The organism is Rhodoferax sp. (assembly GCF_010365055.1).
In the GTDB taxonomy this organism is placed as follows: Bacteria; Pseudomonadota; Gammaproteobacteria; order Burkholderiales; family Burkholderiaceae_C; genus Rhodoferax.
In genome coordinates this window covers 1-13,985 of the sequence record NZ_JAAFHA010000098.1, presented here as the reverse complement: position 1 = coordinate 13,985, position 13,985 = coordinate 1, and the positions used below count along the sequence as shown (strand labels likewise).

Sequence of the window (13,985 nt, the reverse complement as noted above, 5' to 3'; positions counted from 1 at the left end):
TTCGTTTACATCAATGCAATGAATACCGCCTATCAAAAAATAAATCCAATACCTCTTGATTTGGTGGGAAGTCCCTGTAGAGGGCTACAGGCTAATTTAGTCTAAAATTCCGCGAAATTGATGCGTGCTGGCCAGGCGTCGTCACCCGTTCCCTTCGCAACTTAGCTTACAAGGGGTGCTCGGTGTAAAACTTGCCGCCATGAAACAACAGCGGCGCGGCGCCGGCGCGGTGGCTGCAGCGCTCGACCTCGCCCACAAAAATGACATGGTCGCCTTCCTCGTAGCGGCTGCGGTTGAAGCACTCGAAGGTTGCCGCCGCGCCGACCAGCAGCGGCGCCCCGCTCACGCCGGGCATAAACTCGACGTTGGCAAAGCGGTCGACGTCGCGCGCGGCAAACTGCTTGGCCAACGCTTTTTGCTGCGCGCTCAGGATATTGATGGCGTAGTGGGAGCCGGTGCTGAAGGCCGGCAACGACGCGGCGGCGCGGGCCAGGCTCCACAGCACCAGCGGGGGGTTGAGTGACACCGAGTTGAACGAGTTGGCGGTGAGCCCGACCAGCGCGCCATCCTCGGTGCGGGCGGTGACGATCGTCACCCCGGTGGCAAACATGCCCAGGGCGAGGCGAAACTCGGGCGCGGAAAAATTGGGCTTTTGCGCCAGGCGGCGCCGATCAGGCAAGGACATGCTCCCAATTTACCCGAAATAGCCTACCGGCTCGTGCTGCCCCTTGATACCAGCGGAAAAAACAAGGCCAAGCCACAACCCACCGGCAGCCGACACCGTCGCCGTCGGGTGGCCTTTTAGAATCCAGCCATGCACCTCCCCCCCTTTTTGCCGGGCCTGGCCGCGGCGCTTGTCCTGGTGACCAATGCCTTTGGTGCCGCGCTGTGTGATGATTTTTACGCCCGCTTACCTAATGTGTCGCGCGCCTTGTGTGAGAGCGCGCAGTTGCAGGCGAGCGCGGCGCGCAGCGTCAAGGGGCGCATCATCTACACGCGCGACCTGGGGCCGGTCGCAGCGCCGTTGCGCGTGCTGGTGGTTGGCGCCATGCATGGCGACGAGCTGTCGTCGGCCTCACTGGCGCTGCACTGGCTGCGCCTGGCGCAACTGGAGGCCGCGCCGGTTCACTGGCGCTTCATTCCCGCCCTCAACCCGGACGGGCTTTTTGGCCGGCCGGCGCGGCGCATGAATGCCAATGGGGTCGACCTCAATCGCAATTTCCCCACACCCAACTGGGCGCGCGAGTCGGTGGTTTACTGGGAAAAGAAGGTGCGCAAAGACCCGCGCCGCTGGCCCGGCAAGAGCGCCCTGAGCGAGCCCGAGTCCAAGTTCTTGTTTGACCAGATGAAGAGCTTTCGCCCCGATCTGGTGGTGAGCATTCATGCGCCTTATGGCGTGCTCGATTTTGACGGGCCGGTGCGGCCGCCAACGCGGATCGGGCGTTTGCATCTGGAGCAGCTGGGCGTATTCCCCGGCTCGCTGGGCAATTACGGCGGCCTGCAGCAGGGCATGCCGGTCGTCACCATCGAACTGGCCAATGCCCTGCGCACGCCCACCAACGCCGAGATACACCGGATGTGGCGCGATCTGCAGCAGTGGATCGGACAAACCATCAGCCCCGCTGGCACGCGGCAAGCGGCGCGCTGACCCGGCCCGGTCTATGCCAATCAGCGTAGCAACTGCATGCGCACGCGGCGCGCCGTCTCTTCAGCCTGGGCGTCACCAATCTCGCGCAGCACGCCGCTCACATTCACGGCACCCCTCTTGTGTTCAAAGCGGCCACTGAGTTCGACCTCGGGACTCAGCAGGCCGCGTTGGTACAGGTCCCAGATCTCATGCCCGTAGTGCGTCTGCAACAACTCGGGGGCGAACTGGCCGAAGAAACTGCGCAGGTTGTTCACATCGCGCAACAGCATGCGCTGCGCATGCTGGTTGCCGGCCGCGTCCACCGCTTGCGGCAGGTCAATGATGACCGGGCCGTCCACCCCCAGCAGAATGTTGAATTCCGACAAATCGCCGTGCACCACGCCGGCACACAACATGCGCACCACTTCAAGCAGCAGCGTGGCGTGGTGCGTGCGCGCCTGCTCGGGCTCAAGCACGACATCGTTGAGGCGCGGCGCGGCGTCGCCTTTGGCGTCGGTCACCAGCTCCATCAGCAGCACGCCTTCAATGAAGTTGTGCGGCTTGGGCACGCGCACACCGGCGCCGGCCAGTCGGTAGAGCGCGTCGACCTCGGCGCTTTGCCAGGCGGCCTCGGCCGCCTCGCGGCCAAAACGCGTGCCCTTGGCCATGGCGCGGGCCTGGCGCGAGTTCTTGACCTTGCGGTTTTCGGTGTAGTCCACCGCCTGGCGAAAACTGCGCTCGGTCGCTGCCTTGTAGATCTTGGCGCACCAGGTCTCGTCCCCGCGGCGCACCACGTAGACGGTGGCCTCCTTGCCGCTCATCAACTGGCGCACCACGGTGTCGATCAGGCCTTCTTCAATCAGCGTTTGCAGTCTTGCGGGTGGTTTCATGGGCGGTATTTTGCACTGTGTGGCGCCGGACTGTGGCCTGTCGGGCGTCGCTATACTCCACGCCGGGGATAGACACATGACCACGCAATCACTGATTTGCGTCGCAATTCTGGAAGACCAATGACCCGTTCCGAGGGTAACAGCGGCATGCCTGCCACGGTGTTTCCGCGGCAGTCGCTCAAAACCAAAGTCACGCTGATTACGCTGCTGGTCTTTGCGCTGAGCCTGTGGTCGCTGTCGTATTACGCCAGCCGCATGCTGCGCCAGGACATGGAGCGCCTGCTCGGTGAACAGCAGTTTTCCACTGTCTCGCAGATGGCCGACCAGGTGGCCCATGCGCTGCAGGTTCGGGTCACTGGCTTGGAGGCGGTGGCGCATGCGCTTGATCCAGTACTGCTGAAAAATCCGTCGGCGCTGCAGCTGTTCCTTGATCAAAGGGTCATCTTGCACACGTTATTCAATGCCGGTGTGCATGTTCTCGGACCCGACGGCCGGGTGCTCGCGGCCGCGCCTGGGGCCAGCGGCGTCGGCGCTGACTATTTCCAGAGTGCGACCCTGGTGGCAGCGCTGGCAGCGGGCGTAACCAGTGTTGGCCCGCCGACCCACGAGCGTTTGCTCAAACAGCCCGTGTTCCCGGTCATCGCCATGATCCACGACGGTGGCGGCCAGGTCGTCGGCGCCCTGGTCGGCTTGACCCGCCTGGACCAGCCCAGTTTTCTCGACGTCATTTCGCAAAGCCGCTACGGCAAGACCGGCGCCTATTTCCTGGTCGCGCCCCAGAGTCGACTGGTGATCATGGCCTCGGGCCAGCGTCAGGTGATGCGGGCGCTGCCAGGCCCCGGCCTGAACCCGGCCATCGACCGTTTTGTTCTGGGTCAGCAGGGCTCTGCGCTGATCGACATTCCGAATCCGCTGGGTGTCGAAGTTGTGGCTTCGAGCAAGGCCATCCCGGTGGCGCGTTGGCACGTGGCGGCGGTGCTGCCGACCGTTGAAGCCTTCGCCCCGATTCGCGCCATGCAGCAGCGCATGTGGCTTGCCACCGGCCTGCTGACGCTGCTGGCAGGCGTACTGGTCTGGTGGTTGCTGCAGCGCCAGCTGGCGCCGCTGCTGGCCACTGCACGCCGACTGGCGGCCATGGCCGATGAGCAAGAGCCGCTGCACGCCTTGCCGGTGACCCGTCCCGATGAAATAGGCCAGGTCGTGAAAGGCTTCAATCGCCTGCTGGGCACCTTGGGGCAGCGCGAGGCCTTGCTGCAGCAGATTCTGAATACATCGAGCGTGGCGATTTTTCTGGTGGATCGTCAGGGCTGCATCACACAGGCCAACCAGCGCATGGCCACGCTGTTTGGCCACCCGCTCGATCAGTTGCAGGGCATGGACTACGTGGCGCTGGTACACCCCACGCAGCGCGAGGCCGGGCGCCAACAGATGCTGGCCTTGCTGGACAGCGCCCTGCAGTCGGTGGATCTGGAGCGACTGTACTGGCGCGCCGACCAGACCGAGTTTTGGGGCCACCTGACCGGCCAGCGCTTTGTGGATGCCAACGGTGTTGAGCAGGGTCTGGTCGGCGTGATCGCCGACATCACCCAGCGCCGCAGGGTCGAATGCGAGCTGCGCATTGCCGCCACCGCCTTTGAGTCGCAGCAGGGCATGGCCATCACCGATGCGCAGGGTGTCATCCTGCGCGCCAACCAGGCCTTCAGCACGATCACCGGGTACAGCGCGGCGGAAGCCGTCGGCCAAAACCCGCGCCTGCTCAGCTCCGGGCGTCACGACGCCGGCTTTTATGCTGCCATGTGGGAGAGCCTGGCGCGCGAGGGTGCCTGGCAGGGGGAAATCTGGAACCGGCGCAAGAACGGCGAGGTGTTCCCGCAATGGCTCAGCATCAGCGCGGTCAAAGACCCGGCCGGGCAGCCGACCCACTACGTGGCCACGTTTACCGACCTCAGCACGCACAAGTCGGCGCAGGACCAGATCAAGAGTCTGGCTTTCTTTGACACCTTGACCGGTTTGCCCAATCGCCGCCTGCTGCTGGACCGGTTGGAGCAGGCGCTGGCCAGCGGCACGCGGCACGGGCGCCAGGGCGCGCTGATGTACATTGACCTGGATGACTTCAAGAGCCTCAACAACAGCTACGGCCATGACGTGGGCGACCAGCTGTTGCTGCAGGTGGCGCAGCGTTTGAGCCACTGTGTGCGCGAGGGCGACACGGTGGCGCGTCCGGGCGGTGACTCCTTTGTGGTGCTGCTGGAAGCACTGAGCGCGAACGCCGTGGAGGCCGCGACCGAGGCCGAGAGCACAGGTGAGAAGATTCGGCTCGCGCTGAGCCAGCCGTATCAGATCGCCGGTCATGTGCATCGCAGTACGGCGAGCATTGGCGTGACCCTGTTTGACGACCGGCAGCAAGAAGGCATTGATCAGCCCCTGAAGCGGGCGGAACTGGCCATGTACCAGGCCAAGGCTGCCGGGCGCAACACGCTGCGCTTTTTTGATCCGCAGCTGCAGACCGCCGTCATGGCGCTGGCGGCGCTGGAGGCCGATTTACGCGAGGCCGTGCTCTGCAACCAGTTTCTGCTGTACTACCAGGCCCAGGTCAACGGTGAGGGCCTTGTCAGTGGCGTGGAGGCGCTGGTGCGCTGGCAGCATCCGCTGCGCGGTCTGGTGCCGCCCGCCGAGTTCATCCCCCTGGCCGAGCAGACTGGCTTGATTCTGCCGCTGGGCCAATGGGTGCTGGAGACCGCCTGCATCCAGTTGGCGCGCTGGGCCAGCCAGCCCGCGCGCGCCCGGCTGACGGTGGCGGTCAATGTCAGCGCGCTGCAGTTTCACCAGAGCGATTTTGTGGCGCAGGTGCTGGCGACCCTCAAGCGCACTGGCGCCAACCCGCAGCGACTCAAGCTCGAACTCACCGAGAGCTTGCTGGTGCAGGATCTGGAAGGCATCATCAGCAAGATGAGCGCCTTGCAAGCCCAGGGCGTGGGTTTTTCGCTGGACGATTTTGGCACCGGCTATTCCTCGCTTTCCTACCTCAAGCGACTGCCGCTGAATCAACTCAAGATCGACCAGGGTTTTGTGCGCGACATCCTGCTCGACGCGAACGACGCCGCCATCGCCAAAATGGTCGTTGCGCTAGCCGATACGCTCGGGCTGAGCGTGATCGCCGAGGGCGTGGAAACCACGGCCCAGCGCGACTTTCTGGCGGCCCAGGGTTGCCACGCTTATCAGGGCTATTTGTACAGTCGCCCGGTACCCATCGATGCGTTCGAGGCGTTCATGCAGCAGGCTTGACGCCTCAAGCCAGCAAGCTATCGGCGTTCACATACGGGTAGCCCAGCGCCTGGGCAACCGCTTCATAGGTGACATGGCCGCCGGCCACGTTCAGGCCGTTTTTCAGATGTGGGTCGTCTTTGAGCGCCTGTTTCCAGTCTTTGTCGGCCAAGGCCACGGCGTGCGCGATGGTGGCGTTGTTGAGGGCGAAGGTGGCGGTGCGGGCCACGGCGCCCGGCATGTTGGCCACGCAGTAGTGCACCACGCCGTCCACCATGAACGTGGGCTCGGCGTGGGTGGTGGCGTGCGAGGTCTCAAAGCAGCCGCCCTGGTCAATCGCCACGTCCACCACCACGGCGCCTTTTTTCATGCACGAGATCATGCTGCGGGTCACCAGCTTGGGTGCGGCGGCGCCCGGAATCAGCACCGCGCCGATCACCAGATCGGCCTCAAGCACGGCCTCTTCGACACTGTGCGCGCTGGCGTATACGGTGGTGACGCGGTTGCCAAACACCAGATCGAGCTGGCGCAGCCGGTCCACGTTCTTGTCCAGCACCGTCACCCGCGCACCCATGCCGACCGCTATTTGCAGGGCGTGCGTGCCGACCACACCGGCGCCGATGATCACCACCTGGGCCGCCGCCACGCCGGGCACACCACCGAGCAACACGCCCATGCCGCCCTTGGACTTTTCCAGGTGCGCCGCACCGGCCTGCACCGCCATGCGCCCGGCCACTTCACTCATCGGCGCCAGCAAGGGCAGGCCGCCACCAGGGCCGGTGATGGTCTCGTACGCCATGCACACCGCGCCCGACTTGATCAGGGCGGCGGTCTGCCGCGGGTCGGGTGCCAGGTGCAGGTAGGCGTACAGAATCTGCCCCGGGCGCAACATGGCGCACTCTTGCGGCTGCGGCTCCTTGACCTTGACGATCATGTCAGCCTGGGCAAACACGGTCACCGCATCAAGGGCCAGCGTGGCGCCCGCCGCCTCGTAGTGCGCGTCGCTCAGACCGATGTCCGCGCCCGCGCCGCGCTGCACCAGCACGGGGTGCCCGTGCGCGGCGAGCTCACGCACGCTGGCCGGGGTCAGGCCGACGCGGTATTCATTGTTTTTGATTTCCTTGGGTAGTCCGACCAGCATGTTGTGCTCCAGGTGGGTTGTGAGCGGGCTGCCAATTATTAGCGGCGCGAATGAAATCGAGATTAGTCTTATTTGTGTGGAAATGGCTTGTCTTTTGTCAGACACTGCAATTTTTCACTATCCGGCAAGACACCATGTCCCAACAGGCTGACTTCATCATCATCGGTGGCGGTATTGCCGCTGCTTCGGTCGCTTACTGGCTGGCGCCGCATGGCCGCGTCATTGTGCTGGAGCGTGAGTCACAACCCGGCTACCACGCCACCGGCCGCTCGGCCGCGATCTTCATGGAAAGCTATGGCACGGCGCAAGTGCGCGCCCTCACCATGGCCAGCCGGGCGTTCCTGCAAGCGCCGCCTGACGGTTTTAGCGAGCACGCCTTGCTGTCACCGCGCGGCGCGCTGCTGGTGGCAGCACCCGGGCAAGAGGCCTTGCTGGCCGAAAAATGGGACACCATGCACGCCCTGATTGCCAATGCCCAACTGCTTGACCGGGCCGCCACCTGTGCGCTGGTGCCCGCGCTGCGCCCGGAGCAGGTGCTGGGTGCCGTGTACGAGCCCGACGCCGCTGACATGGACGTGGACGCGCTCTTGCAGGGGTATCTGCGCGGGCTGCGCCGCGCCGGTGGTTCTTTGATTTGTGACGCCGAGGTCACCGCGCTGGAACACGCCAAAGGGCGCTGGCGCGTGCAAGCGGGCGCTGTCAGCTACGAAGCCCCGGTGGTGCTCAACGCCGCTGGCGCCTGGGCCGATGTGGTGGCCCGCATGGCGGGCGTGCAGCCCATCGGCCTGGAGCCGCGCCGGCGCTCGGCCTTCATTTTTGAGCCCCCCGCAGAACTGGCCACCACGCACTGGCCGATGGCCATCGGCATGAGCGAGGACTGGTACATCAAGCCCGAAGCGGGTCTGCTCTTAGGCTCTCCCGCCAATGCCGACCCGACCACGCCGCAAGATGTGCAGCCTGAAGAGCTGGACGTGGCGCTGGGCATGTACCGCATCGAAGAGGTGACGACCTTAAGCATCCGCCGGCCCACCCGCACCTGGGCCGGACTGCGCTCGTTCGTGGCCGACGGCGACCTGGTCGGCGGTTTCGCCAGCGAGCCGGGCGGGTTTTTCTGGGTCGCTGCGCAAGGCGGCTACGGCATCCAGACCTCGGCGGCCATGGGCGAAGCCTGCGCCGCCCTGGTGCGCGGCCTGCCGATTCCGCCGCACATCGCGGCCCATGGCTTGAGCCGCGCGATGCTGGCCCCGCAGCGGCTGTTGGCTCAGCACGCCAAGGCCTTGGCCGAGGAAGCGGTGTGCGCTTGAGGCGGCCGCCGCCCACCCGGAGATATCAAAAATAGTAGCTACTCAGGCAGATCGGACGAGGGCTGAAACCCTAAAAGGCACAGATTAATTGGAATTCAGCCTGGTTCAGGCGTGGGGCGGCCATGATATATATTGAATCAGCCTCTAGCCCCCGTCCTGCCTAGGTGAGACGCTACTATAAATATAGTTAACGGCGTGCGCTCTCAACCCTGCCGAATCTTGCGCACCAGCGCGCTGGTCGAGTAGCCGTCCACAAACGGCAGCGCCAGCGCCCTCCCGCCATACGACTCGACGACCTGGGTCTCGGCCAGCTTGCGCATATCGTAGTCGCCGCCCTTGACCAGAATGTCGGGCTTGACCTGCGCGATCAGGGCCAAGGGCGTGTCTTCGTCAAACCAGGTCACCAAGCTGGTGGCGGCCAGCGCGGCCATGACGAAGGCGCGATCCGCCTCGTTGTTGAGCGGGCGGTCCGGCCCCTTGCCCAGACGGCGGGCGGAGGCGTCGGTGTTGAGCGCCACCAGCAGACTGGCCCCCAGCGCGCGCGCCTGCGCCAGATACAGCACATGACCGCGATGCAGCACGTCAAACACGCCATTGGTGAAGACCAGTGGCCGGGGCAATTGGGCCACGCGGGCCAGCAGCTGCGCCGGCGCACAAATTTTGTCGGTCAGGGCCGCAACGCCGATAACGGCGGAATTGGTGGGTGTATTGCGCATGACTTTGATGCTAGCAGGCTCGCCGCATCCATTAAGCTCACACCAGCCCATTCGTGAGGTCGGCCGACCCAGCGCTTATCGAAAATTGCGGCGCATTGGCATAATCCACCACTTCATGAATCTCGTTACTGTCAACCTCGACTCCATTCTCATTGGTCGCCCACTGCCGTTTTCTCTGTGGGACGAGGGTGGCATCCTGTTGGCGCCCAAGGGTTTTGTGGTGCGCAGCCGGGCGGATCTGGACGTCATCAGCACGAATCGCAATCGATTGTTCATCGACGTTGCCGAGTCAGAGGACTACCAACGCGCTTATGTCGGCAAACTGCACAGTCTGGTGCGCGACGACAAGCCGCTGGGACAAATTGCCGACAGCCAGTTTTCCACCTTTGAACTCGAAAGCAGCCGCGCCACCCGAGACACCGTCGACACCAGCGCGCCCGATTGGCTGGACCTGCAGGCGCAGGCCCAGACCATGCTGCTCGATGTCAATCCGATTAGTTTTTGCGCCCGCGTGGACAAGCTGCAGGCGCAGCTGAGGCGCCATTTGAGCCAGAACCCGGATGGCACGCTGTTTGCGCTGATGCACCTGTCGGGCAGCGAGGTGCGGCTTTACAGCGCCACCCACGCCATGCTGGTGAGCGTGATCTGCAGCCTGGCCGCCCGCGACGTGCTGAAGTGGCCCGCCGCGCTGGAGACGCTGCTGAGCAAGGCGGCACTGACCATGAACGTCGGCATGACCGATATGCAAAACCGCCTGGCCATGCAAACGGCCGAGCCGAGCCCGGAGCAGCGCGCGGTGATCGAGCAGCATGCCTCCCTGGCGGTGGCCTTGCTCAAAAAACTGGGCATCACCGACCCTCTCTGGCTGGAGGCCGTTCTCCACCACCACACCAAAACGCCGGGCCCGCTGGCGGGGCGTAGCCAGGGGCAGCGCCTGGCGCGCCTGATCCAGCGCGCCGACATGTTTGCGGCCTGTCTGGCGCCGCGCGCGTCGCGTGCGGCCAAATCGCCCGCCAGCGCCATGCAGGCCAGCTATTTTGATGAAAACCGCCAGATCGACGAAGCCGGTGCCGCGCTGATCAAGGCCGTGGGCATCTACTCGCCCGGCACCTATGTGCGCCTGGCCACCGACGAGATCGCGGTGGTGATCAAACGCGGCGCCAACACCACCACGCCGCGCGTCGCGGTGGTGGTCAACCGCAGCGGCATGCCCAACGGCGAGCTCATCGTCCGGGACACCAGCAAACGCGAATTCCGCATTGTCATCGGGGTGGCGCAGCGCGAGGTCAAGGTCAAAATTAACCTCGAGCGTCTGCTGGCCCTGACCAAGCAGCCGGTTTCCGACCGTTCCTGGTAGCCGGACAACCGGCATGTTCGCCGCCGCGGGCGCATGTGCCCGGCGGTGTGGCTCAGCAATAACCACGAGACGCTCCAGGGTAATTTACTGCATGAGGCGATAAATTACCACTTGGTCACAAAATTACCTCAAAGTAATTTAGACCAAGATGAAAACACCTCTTCCACCCAATCCGCGTCGGCCTGAGTTTCGCCCCGGGGGCCGTCGCTGCCTTTTTAACCGGCGGGCGTCATGAAGATCGCCATCGTCGGCTCCGGCATTTCCGGCCTGGCCGTGGCGCACCTGCTGCGCGGACAGGCTGAGCTGACCCTGTTTGAAGCGGGTGACTACTTTGGCGGCCACACCCATACCGTTGACCTGAGGCTGGACGGCCCCACCGGGGCGGTCACGCACGGGGTCGACACCGGCTTTCTGGTGTTCAACGAACGCACCTACCCGCAGCTGATCAAGCTCTTGGCCGAGCTGAACGTGGCCACGGTCAAGTCCGACATGTCGTTCTCGGTGCAGGTGCCGGGCGCGCGCCAAGGTGGCCCGCTGGAATGGAGCGGCTCCTCGCTCAGCACCGTGTTTGCCCAGCGCGGCAACCTCGCCAACCCGCGTTTCTTGCGCATGTTGCGCGACGTGCTGCGCTTCAACCGGCTCGCCAGCGCCCTCGCCGAACGCGGCCAGGAAGCTGAGCTGATGCAGCCACTCTTGGACTTCTTGCGCCAGCATGACTTGTCAGATGAGTTCCGCGACTGGTATTTCCTGCCGATGCTGGGCTGCATCTGGAGCTGCCCGATTGACCAGATGCTGCGCTTTCCGGTGGCCACCATGATCCGCTTCTGCCACAACCACGGACTGCTTCAGGTGACGAATCGACCGCAGTGGTGGACGGTGGCGGGCGGCGCGCGCCACTATGTGGACAAAATCGTGGCGCAGATTGCCGACAAGCGCCTGCGTACCCCGGTCCAGCGCATCAGCCGCGACGCCCAGGGCGTGCTGATCAGCTCTGGCGGCCAGACCGAACGCTTTGACAAGGTCGTGCTGGCAAGCCATTCGGACCAGTCGCTGGCGCTCTTGCAGGATGCGAGCTGGCTGGAGCGCAAGACCCTGGGCGCGATTCGTTACCAGCCAAACCGCGCCGTGCTGCACACCGACAGCTCGGTGCTGCCGCAACAGCGTCGTGCCTGGGCCGCCTGGAACTACCAGCGCGCTTCTCTGGCGCAAGGGCGCCAGCAGTCGGCCGGTGCGCGCCAGGATGAAGCCCGCGTCTGCCTGCATTACCTCATCAACAAACTGCAACCACTGCCGTTCACGCAGCCGGTGCTGGTGTCGCTGAACCCGCTCGAAGAAATTGACCCACGCCAGATTCACGCCAGCTTTGACTACGCGCACCCCGTGTTCGACGTCGCCGCCATCCGCGCCCAGGGCCAGCTGCCCACGCTGCAAGGCCAGCAAAGCACCTATTTTTGCGGCGCCTGGACCGGCTACGGCTTTCATGAAGACGGTCTCAAGTCAGGGCTGGACGTGGCGGCGCGCTTGCAGGCGCTGCTGGCGAATCCCGAGCAGATACCGACCCCGGCCCCGGCCCGGTTGGTGGCCTGACGCCCCAAACTTTGACAACGCCATGAACGCCGCCGCCTCGCCCACTTTGCCGCCCGCCGCGCCCCTGATCGGATTTGGCCAGGTGCGCCACACGCGCCTCAAGCCCGTGCAGCACGCCTTTGCCTACGCCACCTATTTCCTCATGCTGCCGATGCGCACCCTGCAGCAGGGCGGCCCGGGAGCGTTGGCGCGCAACTGCTTCGCGCCCTTGAGTTTCTTTGACGCAGACCATGGCGATGGCCGGGGCCCAGGCGAAGGCGGCGCCTTGGCCTGGCTGGACGAACTGCTGGCGCGCGAAGGCATTGACGACGCCTGCGGCGAGGTCTGGCTGCACTGCTACCCGCGCGTGCTGGGCTTCACCTTCAAGCCGGTCAGTTTCTGGTACTGCCACCGGTTGGACGGCACGCTGCGCGCCATCGTGGTCGAGGTCAACAACACTTTTGGCGAACGCCATTGCTACCTGCTGGACGCGCCGCGCTATGGCGTTGAGCTGCGCGCCGACAAGGTGTTTCACGTGTCGCCGTTCTGCCCGGTCGAAGGCGGCTACCGCTTCCGCTTCATGCTCAATTTTGATCGCACGCGCACCGTGGCGCGCATTGATTTTGACGACGCGCAGGGGCCTTTGATCGAGACCAGCGTCAGCGGTGCACTCAGGCCTTTGACAGCGCGCTCGATGCGCCGCGCGCTGTGGCGCTACCCGGCCATGACGCTGTTCGTGGTCGGGCGCATCCACTGGCAGGCGCTGCGATTGTTTCTGAAAAAAGCCCGCTTTTTTGGCAAACCGCCACCACCGCCCACCTTCACCACCCGCTAAGCGCCAGAGGTCCACCATGAACAACACCGACATCAGCACCGCCCCCCCCGCCTTTGTGATTCCCCCCGGAACGCCTGCCGCCGCCCGCAGCGTCCTCAAGCTGCTCAAAAGCCTGCGCCATGGCAGCTTGACGCTGCAACTGCCCGACGGTTCGATGCAGCGCTTTGGCACCGAAGCCCTGCCGCACGCCACGCTGCACCTGAACAACTGGAAGGTGTTTGGCGCGGCGCTCAAGTCCGGCGACATCGGCTTTGCCGAGAGCTACATCGCGGGCGACTGGCGCACGCCCGACTTGAGCGCGTTGCTTCGCGTGCTGGTGAAGAACCGCCAGGAGGTCGAAGGCGTGGTCTACGGCAGCTGGGCCGGGCGGCTGCTGTACCGCATCAAGCACCTGCTCAACCGCAACACCCGCGCCAACAGCCAGAAAAACATCCACGCGCACTACGACCTGGGCAATGCGTTCTACCGCCTGTGGCTCGATGAGAGCATGAACTACTCGGCCGCGCTCTTTGCCGGCGACCTGAGCTTGTCCCTGGTGCAAGCGCAAGACGCCAAAGTGCGCCGCGCGCTCAACATGGCCGGCGTGAAACCGGGCGAGCGCGTGCTGGAAATCGGCTGCGGCTGGGGCGCTCTGGCCGAGATGGCGACGCTTGAGTTGGGCGCATCCGTGGTCGGCGTGACGCTGAGCACCGAGCAACTGCTGTTTGCCCAGCAGCGGCTGCGGCGTTTGAAAGTGCCGACCGGCCCGGGCATGCAAGCCGACCTGCGGCTGCAGGACTACCGCGACATTGCGGACGCGCCCTTTGACGCCATCTGCTCGATTGAAATGGTCGAAGCTGTGGGCCGCGAGTACTGGCCGACCTACTTTGCCACCGTGGCCAAACTGCTCAAACCGGGTGGGCGCGCCTGCGTGCAAAGCATCGTGATCGCCGACGCGCTCGCTGAGCGCTACGCAGGCTCCACCGACTTCATCCAGCAGTACATCTTTCCGGGCGGCTGCCTGCCGAGTCCGCGCGAATTTCGCCAGCAGGCCAACGCCGCCGGGCTGGAGGTGGTGGACGAATACGCCTTTGGCTTTGATTACGCCGAGACGCTGAGGCGCTGGCGAGGCGCCTTTCTGGCGCAGCGCACGCAGGTGCTGCAAAGCGGCTTTGACGAGCGCTTTGTGCGCATCTGGGAGTTCTACCTGGCCTACTGCGAAGCGGCCTTTGACGAGGAAAACACCGATGTCGTCCAGTACACCCTGCAAAAACGCGCCGCCTGAGGGTCTGGCGCCGCGCACGAG

The 13,985-nt window shown here is 64.6% G+C and carries 11 protein-coding genes; 7 read left to right on the top strand and 4 right to left on the bottom strand.

The window, feature by feature from the left end:
• Positions 1-166: 166 nt before the first annotated feature.
• Positions 167-685: a flavin reductase family protein gene (locus GZ093_RS17215; protein ID WP_296488343.1), complete on the bottom strand. Its 519-nt coding sequence runs from the start codon at positions 683-685 to the stop codon at positions 167-169.
• 129 nt (positions 686-814) lie between these two features.
• Here GZ093_RS17215 and GZ093_RS17210 point away from each other — a divergent pair, with 129 nt between their 5' ends.
• The gene (locus GZ093_RS17210) at positions 815-1,648 is read left to right on the top strand and encodes a M14 family zinc carboxypeptidase (protein WP_296488341.1); all 834 of its coding nucleotides are present in this window, start codon (positions 815-817) and stop codon (positions 1,646-1,648) included.
• Positions 1,649-1,668: 20 nt separating this feature from the next.
• On the opposite strand, the gene GZ093_RS17205 is transcribed toward GZ093_RS17210, so the two are convergent.
• Entirely contained in the window at positions 1,669-2,517 is an 849-nt protein-coding gene (locus tag GZ093_RS17205) for a PA4780 family RIO1-like protein kinase (protein WP_296488339.1), read from the bottom strand.
• Positions 2,518-2,637: 120 nt separating this feature from the next.
• Here GZ093_RS17205 and GZ093_RS17200 point away from each other — a divergent pair, with 120 nt between their 5' ends.
• Positions 2,638-5,802 (top strand): EAL domain-containing protein, encoded by a 3,165-nt coding sequence (locus GZ093_RS17200; protein ID WP_296488336.1) that lies wholly within the window; start codon positions 2,638-2,640, stop codon positions 5,800-5,802.
• A 4-nt stretch (positions 5,803-5,806) separates the two neighbouring features.
• On the opposite strand, the gene ald is transcribed toward GZ093_RS17200, so the two are convergent.
• Positions 5,807-6,922 carry an alanine dehydrogenase gene (gene ald, locus GZ093_RS17195; protein WP_296488333.1) on the bottom strand — a complete coding sequence of 372 codons (1,116 nt, stop codon included), beginning with the start codon at positions 6,920-6,922 and terminating at the stop codon, positions 5,807-5,809.
• Positions 6,923-7,056: 134 nt separating this feature from the next.
• Between ald and GZ093_RS17190 the strand changes: the two genes are divergently transcribed.
• Positions 7,057-8,226: an FAD-dependent oxidoreductase gene (locus tag GZ093_RS17190; protein WP_296488330.1), complete on the top strand. Its 1,170-nt coding sequence runs from the start codon at positions 7,057-7,059 to the stop codon at positions 8,224-8,226.
• A 203-nt stretch (positions 8,227-8,429) separates the two neighbouring features.
• Here GZ093_RS17190 and rfaE2 read toward each other — a convergent pair whose 3' ends face one another.
• Positions 8,430-8,942, bottom strand: a complete 513-nt coding sequence (rfaE2, locus tag GZ093_RS17185; RefSeq protein WP_296488327.1) for a D-glycero-beta-D-manno-heptose 1-phosphate adenylyltransferase — start codon at positions 8,940-8,942, stop codon at positions 8,430-8,432.
• A 115-nt stretch (positions 8,943-9,057) separates the two neighbouring features.
• On the opposite strand from rfaE2, the gene GZ093_RS17180 reads away from it, so the two are divergent.
• The 4 genes from GZ093_RS17180 to GZ093_RS17165 all read left to right on the top strand — a co-directional run bounded on the left by GZ093_RS17180 (position 9,058) and on the right by GZ093_RS17165 (position 13,964).
• The gene (locus tag GZ093_RS17180) at positions 9,058-10,299 is read left to right on the top strand and encodes a phosphohydrolase (protein ID WP_296488324.1); all 1,242 of its coding nucleotides are present in this window, start codon (positions 9,058-9,060) and stop codon (positions 10,297-10,299) included.
• 231 nt (positions 10,300-10,530) lie between these two features.
• Complete coding sequence (locus GZ093_RS17175) at positions 10,531-11,886, top strand: FAD-dependent oxidoreductase (protein WP_296488323.1); 1,356 nt, start codon at positions 10,531-10,533, stop codon at positions 11,884-11,886.
• Positions 11,887-11,908: 22 nt separating this feature from the next.
• Positions 11,909-12,700 carry a DUF1365 domain-containing protein gene (locus tag GZ093_RS17170; RefSeq protein WP_296488320.1) on the top strand — a complete coding sequence of 264 codons (792 nt, stop codon included), beginning with the start codon at positions 11,909-11,911 and terminating at the stop codon, positions 12,698-12,700.
• 16 nt (positions 12,701-12,716) lie between these two features.
• Positions 12,717-13,964 carry a cyclopropane-fatty-acyl-phospholipid synthase family protein gene (locus tag GZ093_RS17165; protein WP_296488319.1) on the top strand — a complete coding sequence of 416 codons (1,248 nt, stop codon included), beginning with the start codon at positions 12,717-12,719 and terminating at the stop codon, positions 13,962-13,964.
• Positions 13,965-13,985 lie beyond the last annotated feature (21 nt).

Coding starts and splice junctions, on each gene's coding strand:
- GZ093_RS17215 (WP_296488343.1), bottom strand. CDS start 685: ATGTCCTTGCCTGATCGGCGCCGCCTGGCGCAAAAGCCCAATTTTTCC.
- GZ093_RS17210 (WP_296488341.1), top strand. CDS start 815: ATGCACCTCCCCCCCTTTTTGCCGGGCCTGGCCGCGGCGCTTGTCCTG.
- GZ093_RS17205 (WP_296488339.1), bottom strand. CDS start 2,517: ATGAAACCACCCGCAAGACTGCAAACGCTGATTGAAGAAGGCCTGATC.
- GZ093_RS17200 (WP_296488336.1), top strand. CDS start 2,638: ATGACCCGTTCCGAGGGTAACAGCGGCATGCCTGCCACGGTGTTTCCG.
- ald (WP_296488333.1), bottom strand. CDS start 6,922: ATGCTGGTCGGACTACCCAAGGAAATCAAAAACAATGAATACCGCGTC.
- GZ093_RS17190 (WP_296488330.1), top strand. CDS start 7,057: ATGTCCCAACAGGCTGACTTCATCATCATCGGTGGCGGTATTGCCGCT.
- rfaE2 (WP_296488327.1), bottom strand. CDS start 8,942: ATGCGCAATACACCCACCAATTCCGCCGTTATCGGCGTTGCGGCCCTG.
- GZ093_RS17180 (WP_296488324.1), top strand. CDS start 9,058: ATGAATCTCGTTACTGTCAACCTCGACTCCATTCTCATTGGTCGCCCA.
- GZ093_RS17175 (WP_296488323.1), top strand. CDS start 10,531: ATGAAGATCGCCATCGTCGGCTCCGGCATTTCCGGCCTGGCCGTGGCG.
- GZ093_RS17170 (WP_296488320.1), top strand. CDS start 11,909: ATGAACGCCGCCGCCTCGCCCACTTTGCCGCCCGCCGCGCCCCTGATC.
- GZ093_RS17165 (WP_296488319.1), top strand. CDS start 12,717: ATGAACAACACCGACATCAGCACCGCCCCCCCCGCCTTTGTGATTCCC.